This is a genomic window from Alistipes sp. CAG:268 (assembly GCA_000434235.1).
GTDB classification, from domain to species: domain Bacteria; phylum Bacteroidota; class Bacteroidia; order Bacteroidales; family Rikenellaceae; genus Alistipes; species Alistipes avistercoris.
Genome location: FR892015.1, coordinates 1 through 12,662, shown reverse-complemented (window position 1 = coordinate 12,662; position 12,662 = coordinate 1). Strand labels below are relative to the sequence as shown.

General features: G+C 59.9%; 12 protein-coding genes and 1 pseudogene. 7 read left to right on the top strand and 6 right to left on the bottom strand.

The genetic code is table 11. The annotated features are described in order from the left end of the window. Positions 1 to 265, top strand: a pseudogene (locus QZL63_RS08930) (hypothetical protein); the annotation flags it as partial. Positions 266 to 369: 104 nt separating this feature from the next. Next, entirely contained in the window at positions 370 to 1,656 is a 1,287-nt protein-coding gene (locus QZL63_RS08925) for a malic enzyme-like NAD(P)-binding protein (RefSeq protein WP_022308973.1), read from the top strand. 96 nt (positions 1,657 to 1,752) lie between these two features. On the opposite strand, the gene QZL63_RS08920 is transcribed toward QZL63_RS08925, so the two are convergent. From QZL63_RS08920 to aroB, 4 genes are all read right to left on the bottom strand, one after another. Beyond that, complete coding sequence (locus QZL63_RS08920) at positions 1,753 to 3,036, bottom strand: Spi family protease inhibitor (protein ID WP_022308972.1); 1,284 nt, start codon at positions 3,034 to 3,036, stop codon at positions 1,753 to 1,755. Positions 3,037 to 3,149: 113 nt separating this feature from the next. Beyond that, positions 3,150 to 4,427, bottom strand: a complete 1,278-nt coding sequence (locus tag QZL63_RS08915) for a C10 family peptidase (protein WP_290586636.1) — start codon at positions 4,425 to 4,427, stop codon at positions 3,150 to 3,152. Between the two features lie 456 nt (positions 4,428 to 4,883). Beyond that, positions 4,884 to 5,447 (bottom strand): hypothetical protein, encoded by a 564-nt coding sequence (locus QZL63_RS08910; RefSeq protein WP_022308970.1) that lies wholly within the window; start codon positions 5,445 to 5,447, stop codon positions 4,884 to 4,886. Between the two features lie 144 nt (positions 5,448 to 5,591). Further along, positions 5,592 to 6,620 carry a 3-dehydroquinate synthase gene (aroB, locus tag QZL63_RS08905; RefSeq protein ID WP_022308969.1) on the bottom strand — a complete coding sequence of 343 codons (1,029 nt, stop codon included), beginning with the start codon at positions 6,618 to 6,620 and terminating at the stop codon, positions 5,592 to 5,594. Between the two features lie 81 nt (positions 6,621 to 6,701). Here aroB and typA point away from each other — a divergent pair, with 81 nt between their 5' ends. The 3 genes from typA to QZL63_RS08890 all read left to right on the top strand — a co-directional run bounded on the left by typA (position 6,702) and on the right by QZL63_RS08890 (position 9,633). Further along, positions 6,702 to 8,504, top strand: a complete 1,803-nt coding sequence (gene typA / locus QZL63_RS08900; RefSeq protein WP_022308968.1) for a translational GTPase TypA — start codon at positions 6,702 to 6,704, stop codon at positions 8,502 to 8,504. 10 nt (positions 8,505 to 8,514) lie between these two features. Then, the gene (locus QZL63_RS08895) at positions 8,515 to 8,829 is read left to right on the top strand and encodes a hypothetical protein (RefSeq protein WP_022308967.1); all 315 of its coding nucleotides are present in this window, start codon (positions 8,515 to 8,517) and stop codon (positions 8,827 to 8,829) included. Positions 8,830 to 9,006: 177 nt separating this feature from the next. Further along, complete coding sequence (locus QZL63_RS08890; RefSeq protein WP_022308966.1) at positions 9,007 to 9,633, top strand: DUF4377 domain-containing protein; 627 nt, start codon at positions 9,007 to 9,009, stop codon at positions 9,631 to 9,633. 13 nt (positions 9,634 to 9,646) lie between these two features. Here the strand turns inward: QZL63_RS08890 and QZL63_RS08885 are convergent, their stop codons facing one another. Then, positions 9,647 to 10,012, bottom strand: coding sequence for a YbaN family protein (locus QZL63_RS08885; RefSeq protein ID WP_290586633.1), 366 nt, complete (start codon positions 10,010 to 10,012; stop codon positions 9,647 to 9,649). Positions 10,013 to 10,149: 137 nt separating this feature from the next. Between QZL63_RS08885 and rpiB the strand changes: the two genes are divergently transcribed. Together rpiB and QZL63_RS08875 are read left to right on the top strand one after the other, a co-directional pair. Then, positions 10,150 to 10,593, top strand: coding sequence for a ribose 5-phosphate isomerase B (gene rpiB / locus QZL63_RS08880; protein ID WP_022308964.1), 444 nt, complete (start codon positions 10,150 to 10,152; stop codon positions 10,591 to 10,593). 45 nt (positions 10,594 to 10,638) lie between these two features. Beyond that, complete coding sequence (locus tag QZL63_RS08875; RefSeq protein WP_290586630.1) at positions 10,639 to 11,652, top strand: DUF1848 domain-containing protein; 1,014 nt, start codon at positions 10,639 to 10,641, stop codon at positions 11,650 to 11,652. A gap of 91 nt (positions 11,653 to 11,743) precedes the next feature. On the opposite strand, the gene ispE is transcribed toward QZL63_RS08875, so the two are convergent. After that, positions 11,744 to 12,556 carry a 4-(cytidine 5'-diphospho)-2-C-methyl-D-erythritol kinase gene (ispE, locus tag QZL63_RS08870; protein WP_022308962.1) on the bottom strand — a complete coding sequence of 271 codons (813 nt, stop codon included), beginning with the start codon at positions 12,554 to 12,556 and terminating at the stop codon, positions 11,744 to 11,746. Positions 12,557 to 12,662: the final 106 nt, after the last annotated feature.

Here is a 12,662-nt window from a genome sequence, read left to right as displayed (position 1 = left end):
CCGTGGCCCGTGCCGGGAGGCGGGGGGCGTCGGCTACGGCCGTTACGTGCGCAGCTACGGCGAACGTCGGGGCAGCCGGGGCGGAGCAGGCATCCACGAACGGGCCTCGGTCGAATTCATGCTGACACGCCACATCGGACTCTCGGCCGAGGTGGGCGGGCAGTGGCTCATCGTCCGTTCGCCGGACGTAGGCGACGGAGCCGAACTGACGCTGAACGGCATCCTGCGGTTCCAATGCAGCGGAGGCATACGCCTCTATTTCTAAAAATATTGTCAATAAATCTAAAAATTCTGCATTTTGCCGGATAATTGTCGTACATTTACCGCTGACACGACAAGGTTTCAGAAACGAAAAAACGGCAAAACAGAATGGATACGAAAAACGAACTCACCGAAGCGGCACTCCGCTACCACAGCGAAGGGCGCCCCGGCAAGATCGGGATCGTCCCGACCAAACCCCACCATACACAGGAAGATCTTTCGCTGGCCTACTCGCCGGGCGTCGCCGCCCCCTCGCTGGCCATTGCCGAAAACGCGGACGACGCATACCGCTACACGGGCAAGGGCAACCTCGTAGCCGTCATTTCGAACGGTACGGCAGTCCTCGGCCTGGGCAACATCGGCCCGCTGGCCGCCAAGCCGGTCATGGAGGGCAAATGCATGCTGTTCAAGACCTTCGCCGGACTCGACGCCTTCGACATCGAGGTTGCGGAGACCGATCCCGAGGCATTCGTCCGGGCCGTCCGGGCCATCGCCCCGACCTTCGGCGGCATCAACCTCGAGGACATCAAGGCCCCGGAATGCTTCGAGATCGAGGCGCGCCTGCGTCAGGAGCTGGATATCCCGGTGATGCACGACGACCAACACGGCACGGCGATCATCACCTCGGCGGCACTGCTCAACGGCGCGAAACTCGCCGGCAAGGAACTCGACCGGATGCGCGTGGTGGTGAACGGCGCCGGCGCGGCAGCCATCGCCTGTGCGCGGCTCTTCCTCTCGCTGGGCATCCGCCGCGAGAACCTCGTGCTGTGCGACAGCCGGGGTGTCGTCACGACCTACCGCGACGACCTGAATCCCGCCAAGCGCGAGCTGGCCACCTCGCGGCGCATCTCCACGCTCACCGAAGCCGTGGCGGACGCCGACGTCTTCCTCGGCGTCTCGAAAGCCGACACGCTGACACCCGAGATGCTGCGTTCGATGGCCTCGAACCCGATCGTCATGGCCCTGGCCAACCCCGATCCGGAGATCGCCTACGAGAAGGCCGTCGTCTCGCGTCCCGACATCATCTTCGCCACGGGCCGCTCGGACTACCCCAACCAGGTGAACAACGTACTGGGCTTCCCCTATATCTTCCGCGGGGCGCTCGATGTCCACGCTACGGAGATCAACGACGCCATGAAACTCGCCGCCGCACGGGCCATCGCCGCCCTGGCCCAGCAGCCCGTCCCGGCAGCAGTCCTGCAGGCCTACCGCCTCCAGCGGCTCGAGTTCGGGCGTTCCTACCTGATTCCCAAACCGCTCGACCCGCGGCTACTCGCCACCGTAGCCCCGGCCGTCGCCCGGGCCGCCATGGAGTCGGGAGTCGCCCGGCGTCCCGTCACCGACTGGGAGGCCTACGCCGAGGGGCTGCGCAACCGCGTGGAGCCGACCAAGTAGGCCATCTGCGGAACGCCCCGGCACACACCGGGCTCCGAACCGCAAAGGGCCCGTCCGGATTCCGGACGGGCCCTTTGCCTTGCAGCGTGAGGGTCATCAACGATTCGGCGTGATGCCGGTGACGACCTGCAGGTTCGGCAGCATGTCGCCGCCCCAATGCGCGGCATCGCCCGCCGCATTCCGGTACAGATCGACGGCAAAGTAGCCGTTCATCTCGCCGCTGGTGTCGCTGCTCCAGCCCCAGTTGCAGTGAATGTAGCGAACCGTCTCCGCAGTCTCCTCGAGCTTCTGCTCCGCACCGCCGTCGGAGGGGACGAACCACAGTTCGGACTTCGTCTCCACATCCCGATAGCCGTCGATGGCCCAAACCTGGCCGCGCGACTGAAGCCCGTCGGCAATCCGCCCCGACATGCAGACCAGCTTGCCCTCCTTCAGGCTTCCGACCACCCGGTCCGCATCGTATGCGGCGACCTCATCGGCCCGAAATCCGAAATGGCGGAGGCATTCGGGCATCTTGCCGAAATCCATCGGCAGGTCGTAACGATCGCCATACTCGAGACCGAGCTGCTGGCCAATCTCCCGGTAGATGCGCGAGATCGCCACATGGTCGCCCGGACAATCCCAGACACCGCACATATCCGTATTGCGGTGCTGGCGGATCTTTTCCCAGTCGAGGTCGGCCGATGCGACCTCGGCGTCGGGATAGGTCAGGTCCATCCGCTCAGGGAAGGAACAGGCCTCCATGATCTGCGCCACGGCTGCAGCGGCCGATCCGGCCGGCGCCAGCGTACCGTCGCTCTTTCTGCAATAAGTATTGTAGGGCCAGGTGCGGTAGCCCCACTCCACCGTGATGGCGGGTTCGGCCGATTCGCCGACCGTCCGGGTCTCACGGCTCTCGACACGTCCGGGCACATCGGGCACATCGGCCGTGAAGGGCCGGGCGCTCAACGCCTCCAACTCATCGATCAGAGCGGTCATGTAGAAGAACATGCCGCAGTAGTATCCGTTCATTCCGGGGATGAGTTTCGGATGATACGGTCCGTTCTCCGCCACGGCCAGCAGTTTGTTCACACGGCGGTCCGTCGCCACGACGGCGAATCCGTTGTCGTCGTAATTGAACACATAGAGCAGCGTATCGCGGGCATCTCCCGTCCGCATGTTTTTGCGCACGTAGAAGGATTCGTACTCCACCGTGCGCCCCAACGCCCGGCCCACCTCATCGGCCGTCTGGCGCGCCTCGTCGTAGCGTACCACCAGCCGCGACAGCGCGGCGTCCGACAATCCGGGATCGGGCACTTTCCCGTCCTCATCACTTTCACACGAGACAAGCGCTGCAGCGAAAAAAGCCAGCAAAATTGAAAGGAAAGAAGATTTATTCATACTGACATTTTTTTAGAAAAAATCATTTTTTTCTTTTCAAATATAAGTATCACAAACCACTTTACAAAATATATATAATAAAAAATGAGAATCAGAAGACTTTTTTCACATCTTTAACGAATAGGGGCTATTCCTGTTACCATTTTCAGATTCAGTGTAAAATTATAATCTTTACCAGCATCACTATTATCAGGAATTTCGGGCTTTGTCATATCAAATACATCCATAGCAAAGTATCCATTGCAATCTCCATCAAATCCCCAATTACAATGTGTATAGCGAACCGTTTTCGTATGACTTTCAATCAATCGACCAGCCCCTCCACTATCAGGCAAGAACCAGATTTCGGTAGCTGTTGAAACATTTTGATAACCATCAACTACCCATATATGGGTTTTATTTTTTTCAGTCTGCCCGTACATGCAAACCATCTTCCCTGCCATCAAACTTTTTCCAATAGCACTAAAACTATATTCAGAAATAGATTCTGCCGAAAATCCAAAGGAATGCAGACAATCAGGTACGTTCGCAAAATCCACTTTATTATTTCCTATTCCCTCAAGATACTCCATATCCAATCGTTGTCCAATCTCACGAAAGATTCTAGCAGTAGTTTGATGTTCAGGGCATGAAAAATCACATGTATTTGTATTTTTATGAATACGAAGACCTGACCAATCCAATTCTACAGAAGAAATATCGGCGTTCGGATAGGTAAATTGCATTGTTTCGGGAAAAGAATAAGCCTCCATAATTTGAGCCACGGCAGTTGCTGCACATCCTGCATATGTCCGCGTTCCATCGCTAGTGCTACAATATAAATTATAAGGGAAAGCCTCCCCCCACTCAACCGATACTTTCGGGTTAACAATTTCTCGAGTTATTACTCTTTCCCGAATTTGAGTTCGCCCAGGCTCTGAAGGTAAATCAGAGATAGGCTCAGCACTCAATGCCTCTAATTTTGAACTCATATAATTCATATAAAGATCTATTCCACGCCCAGGATCCTGTATATTAGACTCATTATCAATTAAATATTTTCCTTTTTCCGCAAAAGCTATTAATTTATCAACTCGCCGATCTGTTGCTACAACAGCAAACCCGCCTTCCTTAAAATTAAAGATATACATCAATGTATCTCGAGCATCACCCGTTCGTAAGTTTTTACGAACATACCACGAAACATTTTCATCATCAAGAGTTCGAGTCATAAAAGATCTCGTGCCCGGCAACATAGGAATTGCTCTCATAGCAACATCACGAGCTTCTTGATAAGAGAGATTAACTCCTGTCTGCCGTTCCAATTCAAATCCATCAGAATTAAACTCCACTTTTTCGCAGCCAAAACAAACTACGCCAAACAAACCTAACAAGTAAAAATTTTTTTTCATACACATTTTATTTAATATTTAAAAATATAAGATTGTATCATAGCACATCAAATATACAGAAGAAATATCACACATACAAATTATAAATCAAAAATTAGCAATATATTATAGCAAAATAAATCACATACACAACAAAATGTAATTATTTTAGACTATACGCAAATACAAAAAAGTTTAAATATATGTTTTACGAATCTTGCTACAATATTCACTCAATCTAGTCCAACTATCAAATTTTTAAATCACTAAACTCTCACAATAACATCAATGCACCCAATACATCCCTATATCAAATATTTAAACCGCCTGAATAAATATTCAGGCGGTTTAAACTAAATTTTCCAAAGAGGTAAAATTTCGGATATCCCAAAACAAGACATCGGCCCTGCCGGACTTGATCCGGCAGGGCCGATGCATGGCGACTCGGGGCCTCACGACGCCCCGCAAACATGCGTTTCAACGCAGTGCCGACCAGTCCACCTCGTCGTAATCGGGATACTGCGCCGCACTCTGCTTCCACGCCTCATCAGGCTCGAAACAGCGGAACGTCTCCCGCGTAAGGACCTGATAGGAACTTCCGCCGGGCTCCGTGTACTCGGCAACCGACTCCCAAACGATCGTCCCCGGAGTGAACGTCTCCAAATCCATCCGGTCGTCCGACTCCCCGTTCGGACCATAGGTCAGAAAGAGCTTCTCGCCCGGCCGGTAATCGAAGGTGCGCGTCTTGCGGTAGGCCGTCGGCCGGTCGGGACCGGTCATGGCCAGGCGGCCATACTCGACCAGCGTCGTCCCGCTCGCGAAGAACAGCACCGTCGGACCGCCTCCTCCGTCCAGCGAGCCGTCGAACCCGTAATCGAGCGTCTTTTCCCATCGCCCGTCGCGGTATTCGGAACATTCCATACGGGTCTGCTTCCAGTAGGTTCCCTCAAGCCGGTCCGCCTCCATCGTGATTCCTCCGTCGTCCTTCTCGCAGGCGGCGCATGCCGTCATCACGGCAAACATCATGAACAACTTTTTCATACAGGCCTCTATTTAATTAAGCCACACGCAAATATAAAGCAATAAACCGCTCGCCAATTAATAAAATTTCAGCGTCATACGCCGCCCGGACAGCGGCGGCAACAGGGTTCCAAGACGGTCAGAATGAGTCGAAGCAGCACGGGTTCACACATTTTCGGCATCAAACAGCGCCGCAAAGGCTTCGCGCGCCATCGGCCGCACCTCGCACGACCCGATCCCCGTAGGAAAGACGACATGAAGAATACCCGCCTCGCTCTTCTTGTCCTTGCCGACCTGCTGCAGGAGCTCCCCGACGGCAACCGGAGGCTCGACGGCAAAACCCAGCCACACGAGCAACGCCCGGATCCGGTCCCGAACCGGCGGTGCCAGCACCCCGAGCCGCACGGCGGCATCGGCGACAAGCACCGTCCCCACGGCCACGGCCTCGCCGTGGTTCATCCGATCCGAGCACTTCTCGATGGCATGCGCCAGCGTGTGCCCCAGATTGAGTTTGCGCCGTTCGCCCGCCTCGTGCTCGTCACGCCCGACGATCGCAGCCTTGACCCGGACCGCCGACTCGACGACGCGCCCCAACAGCCCGGCATCCCCGCGCAGCTCCCCGAACGAGCTCCGTTCGAGCAGCTCAAAGAGCGCCCCGTCGCCGATGACCGCCGCCTTGACCGCCTCGGCCAGCCCCGCCCGGAACTCCCGGTCGGGCAGCGTCGCGAGCAGCGACGGGTCGCACACCACGAAGCGCGGCTGGGTAAAGGTGCCGACCATGTTCTTGTAACCCGCGACGTTCACGCCGTTCTTGCCCCCGACCGAGGCATCGACCTGTCCCAGGAGCGTCGTCGAGACGAACCCGAAACCGACGCCCCGCATGTAGGTTGCCGCGGCGAATCCCGCCACGTCGGTGACGATGCCGCCCCCCACACCGAGGATGAAGGTCTTGCGGTCGGCTCCCGCCGCGATGAGCCGGCGGCAGAGCTCCTCGACCGTGGAGAGGGTCTTGCAGCGCTCGCCGCGCCCGATGCGGACAGTCTCAAAGGGGGCCAGCAGCTCCCCGTGGCAGCGGTACACCTCATCGTCCGTAACGGCGATCACCCGGCCTTCGGGCAGCAGATCGGGCAGCAAACGGGCCGCCGGACCAATATAGACATCGCTTGTACGACACACGCTGAATGCAGGCTTCATGCTTTCTCTTTTTTAAGATACCAACAAAAATAAAGATATTTCCCGAGAAATTCTTACCTTTGCGCGACAAAACACATATCTATGCAGAAACTGCGCAACATTGCGATCATCGCCCACGTCGATCACGGCAAGACGACGCTCGTAGACAAGATGATCCTGGCAGGACACATCCTGCGCGACAACTCGAAACAGACCGGAGAGTTGATTCTGGACAACAACGACCTGGAGCGCGAACGGGGCATCACGATCCTCTCGAAGAACGTTTCAGTCATCTACAAGGACTACAAGATCAACATCATCGATACGCCGGGCCACGCCGACTTCGGCGGCGAGGTCGAGCGCGTGCTGAACATGTGCGACGGCGTGCTGCTGCTGGTCGATGCCTTCGAGGGCACGATGCCGCAGACGCGCTTCGTGCTGCAGAAGGCCCTGGCGCTGGGCAAGAAACCCATCGTCGTGGTGAACAAGGTGGACAAGCCCAACTGCCGCCCGGAGGTAGTGAACGAGCAGGTCTTCGACCTGATGTTCTCGCTCAACGCCACCGAGGAGCAGCTCGACTACAAGACCATCTACGGATCGGCCAAGCAGGGCTGGATGTCGCACAAGTGGAACGAGCGGACCGACTCGATCGTCCCGCTGCTCGACGCCATCATCGACGAAATTCCCGAGCCGGCCATCGTCGAAGGTACGCCGCAGCTACTCATCACCTCACTCGAATACTCGGCCTACACGGGCCGCATCGCCGTGGGCAAGCTCACGCGCGGCACGCTGCGTGCCGGACAGAACGTCACGCTGGCCAAGCGCGACGGCGTGACGATGCAGAAGTGCAAGATCAAGGAGCTGATGGTCTTCGAGGGGCTGGGCAAGAAGAAGGTCGAGGAGGTTCCCTGCGGCGAGATCTGCGCCGTGATGGGAGTCGAGGGATTCGAGATCGGCGACACGATCTGCGACTTCGAGAATCCCGAACCGCTGCCGCCGATCGCCATCGACGAACCGACGATGTCGATGCTCTTCACGATCAACAACTCGCCCTTCTTCGGCAAGGACGGCAAATACGTCACCTCGCGCCACATCAAGGAGCGTCTGGACCGCGAGCTGGAGAAGAACCTCGCGCTGCGCGTGACGCCCGGTCCGTCGGCCGACTCGTTCAACGTCTTCGGCCGCGGCGTGCTGCACCTCTCGGTGCTCATCGAGACGATGCGCCGCGAAGGCTACGAACTGCAGGTGGGGCAGCCCCGCGTGATCGTCAAGGAGATCGACGGCAAGAAGTGCGAGCCGATCGAGGAGATGACGGTCGATTGCCCCGAGGAGTGCTCGGGCACGGTGATCGAGCTGACGACCAAGCGCAAGGGCACGCTCACGAACATGGAGTCGAACGGCGACCGCGTGCGTCTGGAGTTCGACATCCCCTCGCGCGGCATCATCGGCCTGCGTTCGAACATGCTGACGGCCACGGCCGGCGAGGCGATCATGACACACCGTCTGAAGGACTTCGAACCGTGGGTCGGCGAGATCGAGATGCGCACCAACGGCTCGATCATCTCGGGCGAGACGGGTACGGCCTACGCCTATTCGATCGACAAGCTGCAGGACCGCGGCCGCTTCTTCATCTCGCCGATGGATCAGGTCTACGAAGGGCAGGTGATCGGCGAGCACACGCGTCAGAACGACATCACGGTGAACGTTACCAAGTCGAAGCAGCTCACGAACATGCGCGCCTCCGGATCGGACGACAAGGCCGTAATCACGCCGCCGAAGGTCTTCACGCTCGAGGAGGCGCTCGAATACATCAAGGAGGACGAATACGTCGAGGTCACCCCGCACGCCATGCGCCTCAGAAAGATCCTGCTGCACGAAGTGGACCGCAAGCGGGCCTCGAAATAACGGCACCGCAATGGACCGCTTCACGCTTTCGCTCGCCACGGGCGCCATCGCCGGTGCCGTGGCCGTGCTTCCGATGATCGCCCGCAAGGCATCTGTAAGGAACTGCTGTGCGGTGTTCCTCGCCTATCTCTTCGCCGGAGTGACGGTCTTCTACAGCGACCTGCCCTACCTCCCGTGGTGGACCGACGGCATGGGCGTGGCACTGATGCTCACGATTCCTTCGGCCACGATCGGGTCGGGCAAGGAGAACCGGCTCATTCCGATGCTGCTCAACGCCGTGCTGCTGGGCTTCCTCATCAGCGTCGCGGAGCGTTACCTGGGATAGGAGGTCGGCGGAGGGGTTCCTCCGCCGGACAAAAGAGCCGCAGCGGCGCAACGGTACGGCAGTGTCGCCGCCAAGAGTAAAAAAAACGGACTTCGGTCCGTTTTTTTGTTTCCGTGCATGCAGTATCGGCACCTCCGCTCCGTTTTTCCGACAGAACACCACCCGAAAACCGATACCATGAAAAGGCTTCTGCTACTCCTCTTCCTGCCCTTCGCGCTGGGCGCCTGCGACGACGGCGACACGTCGCGCATCGAGACCTGGACCGTCGCCCCCGAAAAGGGGGTGGCGGGCATCGGGATGGGCTTCGGACACGTTCCGGCCTACATCGTCAAACGGGATGCCGGTTCCGACTGGGAGATCGGCCCCGTCCGGATCGGAGGCTTCACCTTCGAACGGGGCTACGAGACCCGGATGCGCGTGCGTATCGAACAGATCGCCAACCCGCCTGCCGACGGTCCGTCGGTGCGTTGCACGATGGTGCAGCAAATCGAGCACACGCCGGCCTCTGCGGCGATGGATCCGGAGTCGCTCAGCCCCGAGTACGACATCCTGATCGCCTCCGAGCAGGCCGCCTCGGACCCGACGGCCTACTGGTTCAAGGACGAACGCTACGACTCCTCCGAATGGGTCCTCTTCCCGTGGGAGATCGTCGGCTTCAACTTCTGCCCGGGCTACGAAGCGCACATCCGGATCCGCCCCGTCGCCGTTTACGACCCGACGAAGGGCGACTACCGGGTGCAATACAGGCAGGTGACGCTGCGCTCGACCGAGTTGAAGGATTCCGAGGGTTTGCCGACGCTCTGACCGGCCGCACGGATCACCGGCGGAGCGTGGCGAACGAAAGGATGTGCCACGTCACACCGACAGCCACGGCCAACAGGGCGGCCTGCGCCCACCACCAGCGATCGACGACGGCCGCAACACACCAGCCGATCGACCCCCACAGCAGTGCGACCGAAAGTATCTTGGCATGCAGCGGGATGGCGCGCTTCTCGCGGAAATCGCGGATGTAGCCGCCCAGACGGCCGTGCGAGAGCAGCCAGTCGTGGAGCCGGGGCGAGGAGCGCATCCAGAGCGCCGCGGCGAGCAGCAGGAAGGGGGTCGTGGGGAGCAGCGGCACGAAGATGCCGACCACCCCGAGCACCAGGCACAGGCCTCCCAACGCCGCGAGCAATGTTTTCATGGCTGCAAAAATACGCATTTTCTCCGAACCGCACCGCCCGTCGCCCCGATTTTCCCGGCACGAAAAACGCCGATAAATTTGGCAATGGATGCCCGTTGCATTATCTTTGCGTAAAACAAATGCAAAAACGCAAAAGCATGAGCAAGATCGGCATCGCCTGCGACCATGCGGGCTATGAAATGAAGGAGTTTCTGGTAGGCTATCTCAACGCGATGGGCTACGAAGTGTTGGATTTCGGCACCTACTCGCCCGAAAGCGTCGATTATCCCGACTACGCCCACCCGCTGGCCGAAGCGATCGAGTCGGGCGAGCTGACGCAGGGCATCGCCCTCTGCGGCTCGGGCGAAGGCATGGCCATGACGCTCAACAAGCACCAGGGGATCCGCGCCGGACTGTGCTGGCAGCCCGAGATCGCCTCGCTGATCCGCCGCCACAACAACGCCAACGTCGTGGTGCTCCCGGCCCGCTTCGTGGACAACGACGAGGCCGTGAAGATCCTCGAGGCCTACTTCTCGGCCGAATTCGAAGGCGGACGCCACGAGCGGCGCATCGCCAAGATCCCGGTCGGCGGAGGCAAATAGTCCGCAGGGAACAAGACCCGACCGATGCGAGGCAACGGCAGCAAAATGCAGGCGTACCGCCGCGCGGACGACCGGGTAGAGATCACGACCGACTCGGGCGAGCGCGTATGGGCCGCCGCTCCGGTGATCGTCTCGGCCAGCCGCGCCACGGACATCCCGGCCTGCTATACCGAGTGGTTCTTCAGGCGGCTGCAGCGCGGATACGCCGTCCGCAGGAACCCGTTCAACAACACGCGCGTCCCGGTATCCTTTGCCCGGACGCGCGTTGTCGTATTCTGGTCGAAAAATCCACGCCCGCTGCTGCCCCGCCTCGGGGAGCTGGAGGAGCGGGAGATCCACAGCCTCCTCCACTACACGCTCAACGACTACGTCGCCGAAGGCTTCGAGCCGAACCTCCCGCCGCTCGACGAACGCATCGACACCTTCCGTGCCTGTGCCGAGAGGCTGGGGCGCGACCGGGTCATCTGGCGTTTCGATCCCCTGCTGCTCACCGACCGCCTCGACGTCGGGGAACTCCTGCACCGGATCGGGCGTCTGGGCGATAGGCTCTCGGGGTACACATCGAAACTCGTCTTCAGCTTCGCCGACATCCGCAACTACCGCCGCGTCGCCGCCAACCTCGACCGGGCCGCCGTCCGCTGGCGGGAGTTCTCGCCCGCCGAAGCCGGGGAGTTTGCCGCAAGAGTGCGCAAGCTGAACCGCCGGTGGGGGCTCGACCTGGCCACCTGCGGGGAGCCGGCCGACCTCTCCCGCTACGGCATCGCCCACAACCGCTGCATCGACGACAGCCTGCTCGTCCGCCTCTTCCCCGGCGACCGCGTGCTGATGGAACACCTGGGAGCCGCCCCCGGCACACTCTTCGGCCCCGCGGCCGAACCGCCCCACCGGAAAGACCCCGGACAACGTCCCGCCTGCGGCTGCTGCCCGTCGAGGGACATCGGAGGCTACGGGACCTGTCCCCACGGCTGCCTCTACTGCTACGCGAACCCCTCGCCCGAGCAGGGGCGTGCCGCATACCTCCGCCTGGTCGGGAATCCCGACAGCGAAAGTCTCGGATAACAGACACCGGAACATACGGGGAATCGCCCGACGCCGCAGGGACGGCGCCCGGATGTGTTGTGTTGTGTCGTGCCGTTCGGCACGGAGGGAATTACAAAGCGAAAAGATAGGGCGTGCAGTCGCGCATCCGAGCGGCCCGCTCCGCGTCGTCGAAGAGGCCGAACACGGCCGATCCTGACCCCGACATCGAGGCATAGAGCGCCCCGCGTGCGAGCAGCAGCTCCTTCACCGCACGGATAGCCGGATGCGCAGCGAAGACCGAAGGCTCGAAGTCGTTGGTGACCACCCCCTGCCACCCGGAGACCGGGAGGCGCAGCCGCTCGGCGAGCGGGCGCTCCGGAATGCGGGGCGTCACCCCGGCGTAGGCCTCGCGCGTCGAGACCCCCTCGTCCGGCTTCACGATGACGAGCGTCATCCCACCGAGCGAGAGATCGAAGGGCGCGAGCCGCTCGCCGCGGCCCGTGCAGAGTTGCGGCGTATCGCGGACGAAGAAGGCCGTATCGCTTCCGAGCGCCGCAGCGCAGTCGATCAACTCCGACTCCCGAAGCCGCAGCGCGAAGAGCTCGTCGAGGGCCTTCAGCACGGCCGTACCGTCGGACGAACCGCCCCCCAGCCCGGCCCCGAAGGGGACCCGCTTCACCAGACGGATCGACACGCCGTCGATCCCGTAGCGCTCCTGCATCAGGCGGAAGGCCTTGACGCAGATGTTCGCCTCGGGGGCGCAGTCCACCTCCATCCCCTCGACGCGGAAACCGACCCCGCGATCGGCGCGGCGCACCACCTCGACCTCGTCATAGAGTCCCCGCACGGGAAACATCACCGTCTCGAGATCGTGGTATCCGTCCGCCCGGCGGCGCAGGATGTCCAGCCCCAGATTTATTTTGCAGTTCGCTCGGAGAATCATATCCGCAAAGATAAGAATTTTCTAAATTTGCCGCATGAAATTCCGCACCGAAATCGAAATCGCCCCCTTCCAGACCCGCATCGGCTACGACAACCGCACGCTGGCG

What these genes read in the sequence shown, in the direction of transcription:
- QZL63_RS08920 (WP_022308972.1), bottom strand. Translation starts at nt 3,036, where the DNA reads ATGAATAAATCTTCTTTCCTTTCAATTTTGCTGGCTTTTTTCGCTGCA.
- QZL63_RS08885 (WP_290586633.1), bottom strand. Translation starts at nt 10,012, where the DNA reads ATGAAAACATTGCTCGCGGCGTTGGGAGGCCTGTGCCTGGTGCTCGGG.
- ispE (WP_022308962.1), bottom strand. Translation starts at nt 12,556, where the DNA reads ATGATTCTCCGAGCGAACTGCAAAATAAATCTGGGGCTGGACATCCTG.
- QZL63_RS08875 (WP_290586630.1), top strand. Translation starts at nt 10,639, where the DNA reads ATGCAGGCGTACCGCCGCGCGGACGACCGGGTAGAGATCACGACCGAC.
- QZL63_RS08925 (WP_022308973.1), top strand. Translation starts at nt 370, where the DNA reads ATGGATACGAAAAACGAACTCACCGAAGCGGCACTCCGCTACCACAGC.
- rpiB (WP_022308964.1), top strand. Translation starts at nt 10,150, where the DNA reads ATGAGCAAGATCGGCATCGCCTGCGACCATGCGGGCTATGAAATGAAG.
- QZL63_RS08910 (WP_022308970.1), bottom strand. Translation starts at nt 5,447, where the DNA reads ATGAAAAAGTTGTTCATGATGTTTGCCGTGATGACGGCATGCGCCGCC.
- aroB (WP_022308969.1), bottom strand. Translation starts at nt 6,620, where the DNA reads ATGAAGCCTGCATTCAGCGTGTGTCGTACAAGCGATGTCTATATTGGT.
- QZL63_RS08890 (WP_022308966.1), top strand. Translation starts at nt 9,007, where the DNA reads ATGAAAAGGCTTCTGCTACTCCTCTTCCTGCCCTTCGCGCTGGGCGCC.
- typA (WP_022308968.1), top strand. Translation starts at nt 6,702, where the DNA reads ATGCAGAAACTGCGCAACATTGCGATCATCGCCCACGTCGATCACGGC.
- QZL63_RS08915 (WP_290586636.1), bottom strand. Translation starts at nt 4,427, where the DNA reads ATGAAAAAAAATTTTTACTTGTTAGGTTTGTTTGGCGTAGTTTGTTTT.
- QZL63_RS08895 (WP_022308967.1), top strand. Translation starts at nt 8,515, where the DNA reads ATGGACCGCTTCACGCTTTCGCTCGCCACGGGCGCCATCGCCGGTGCC.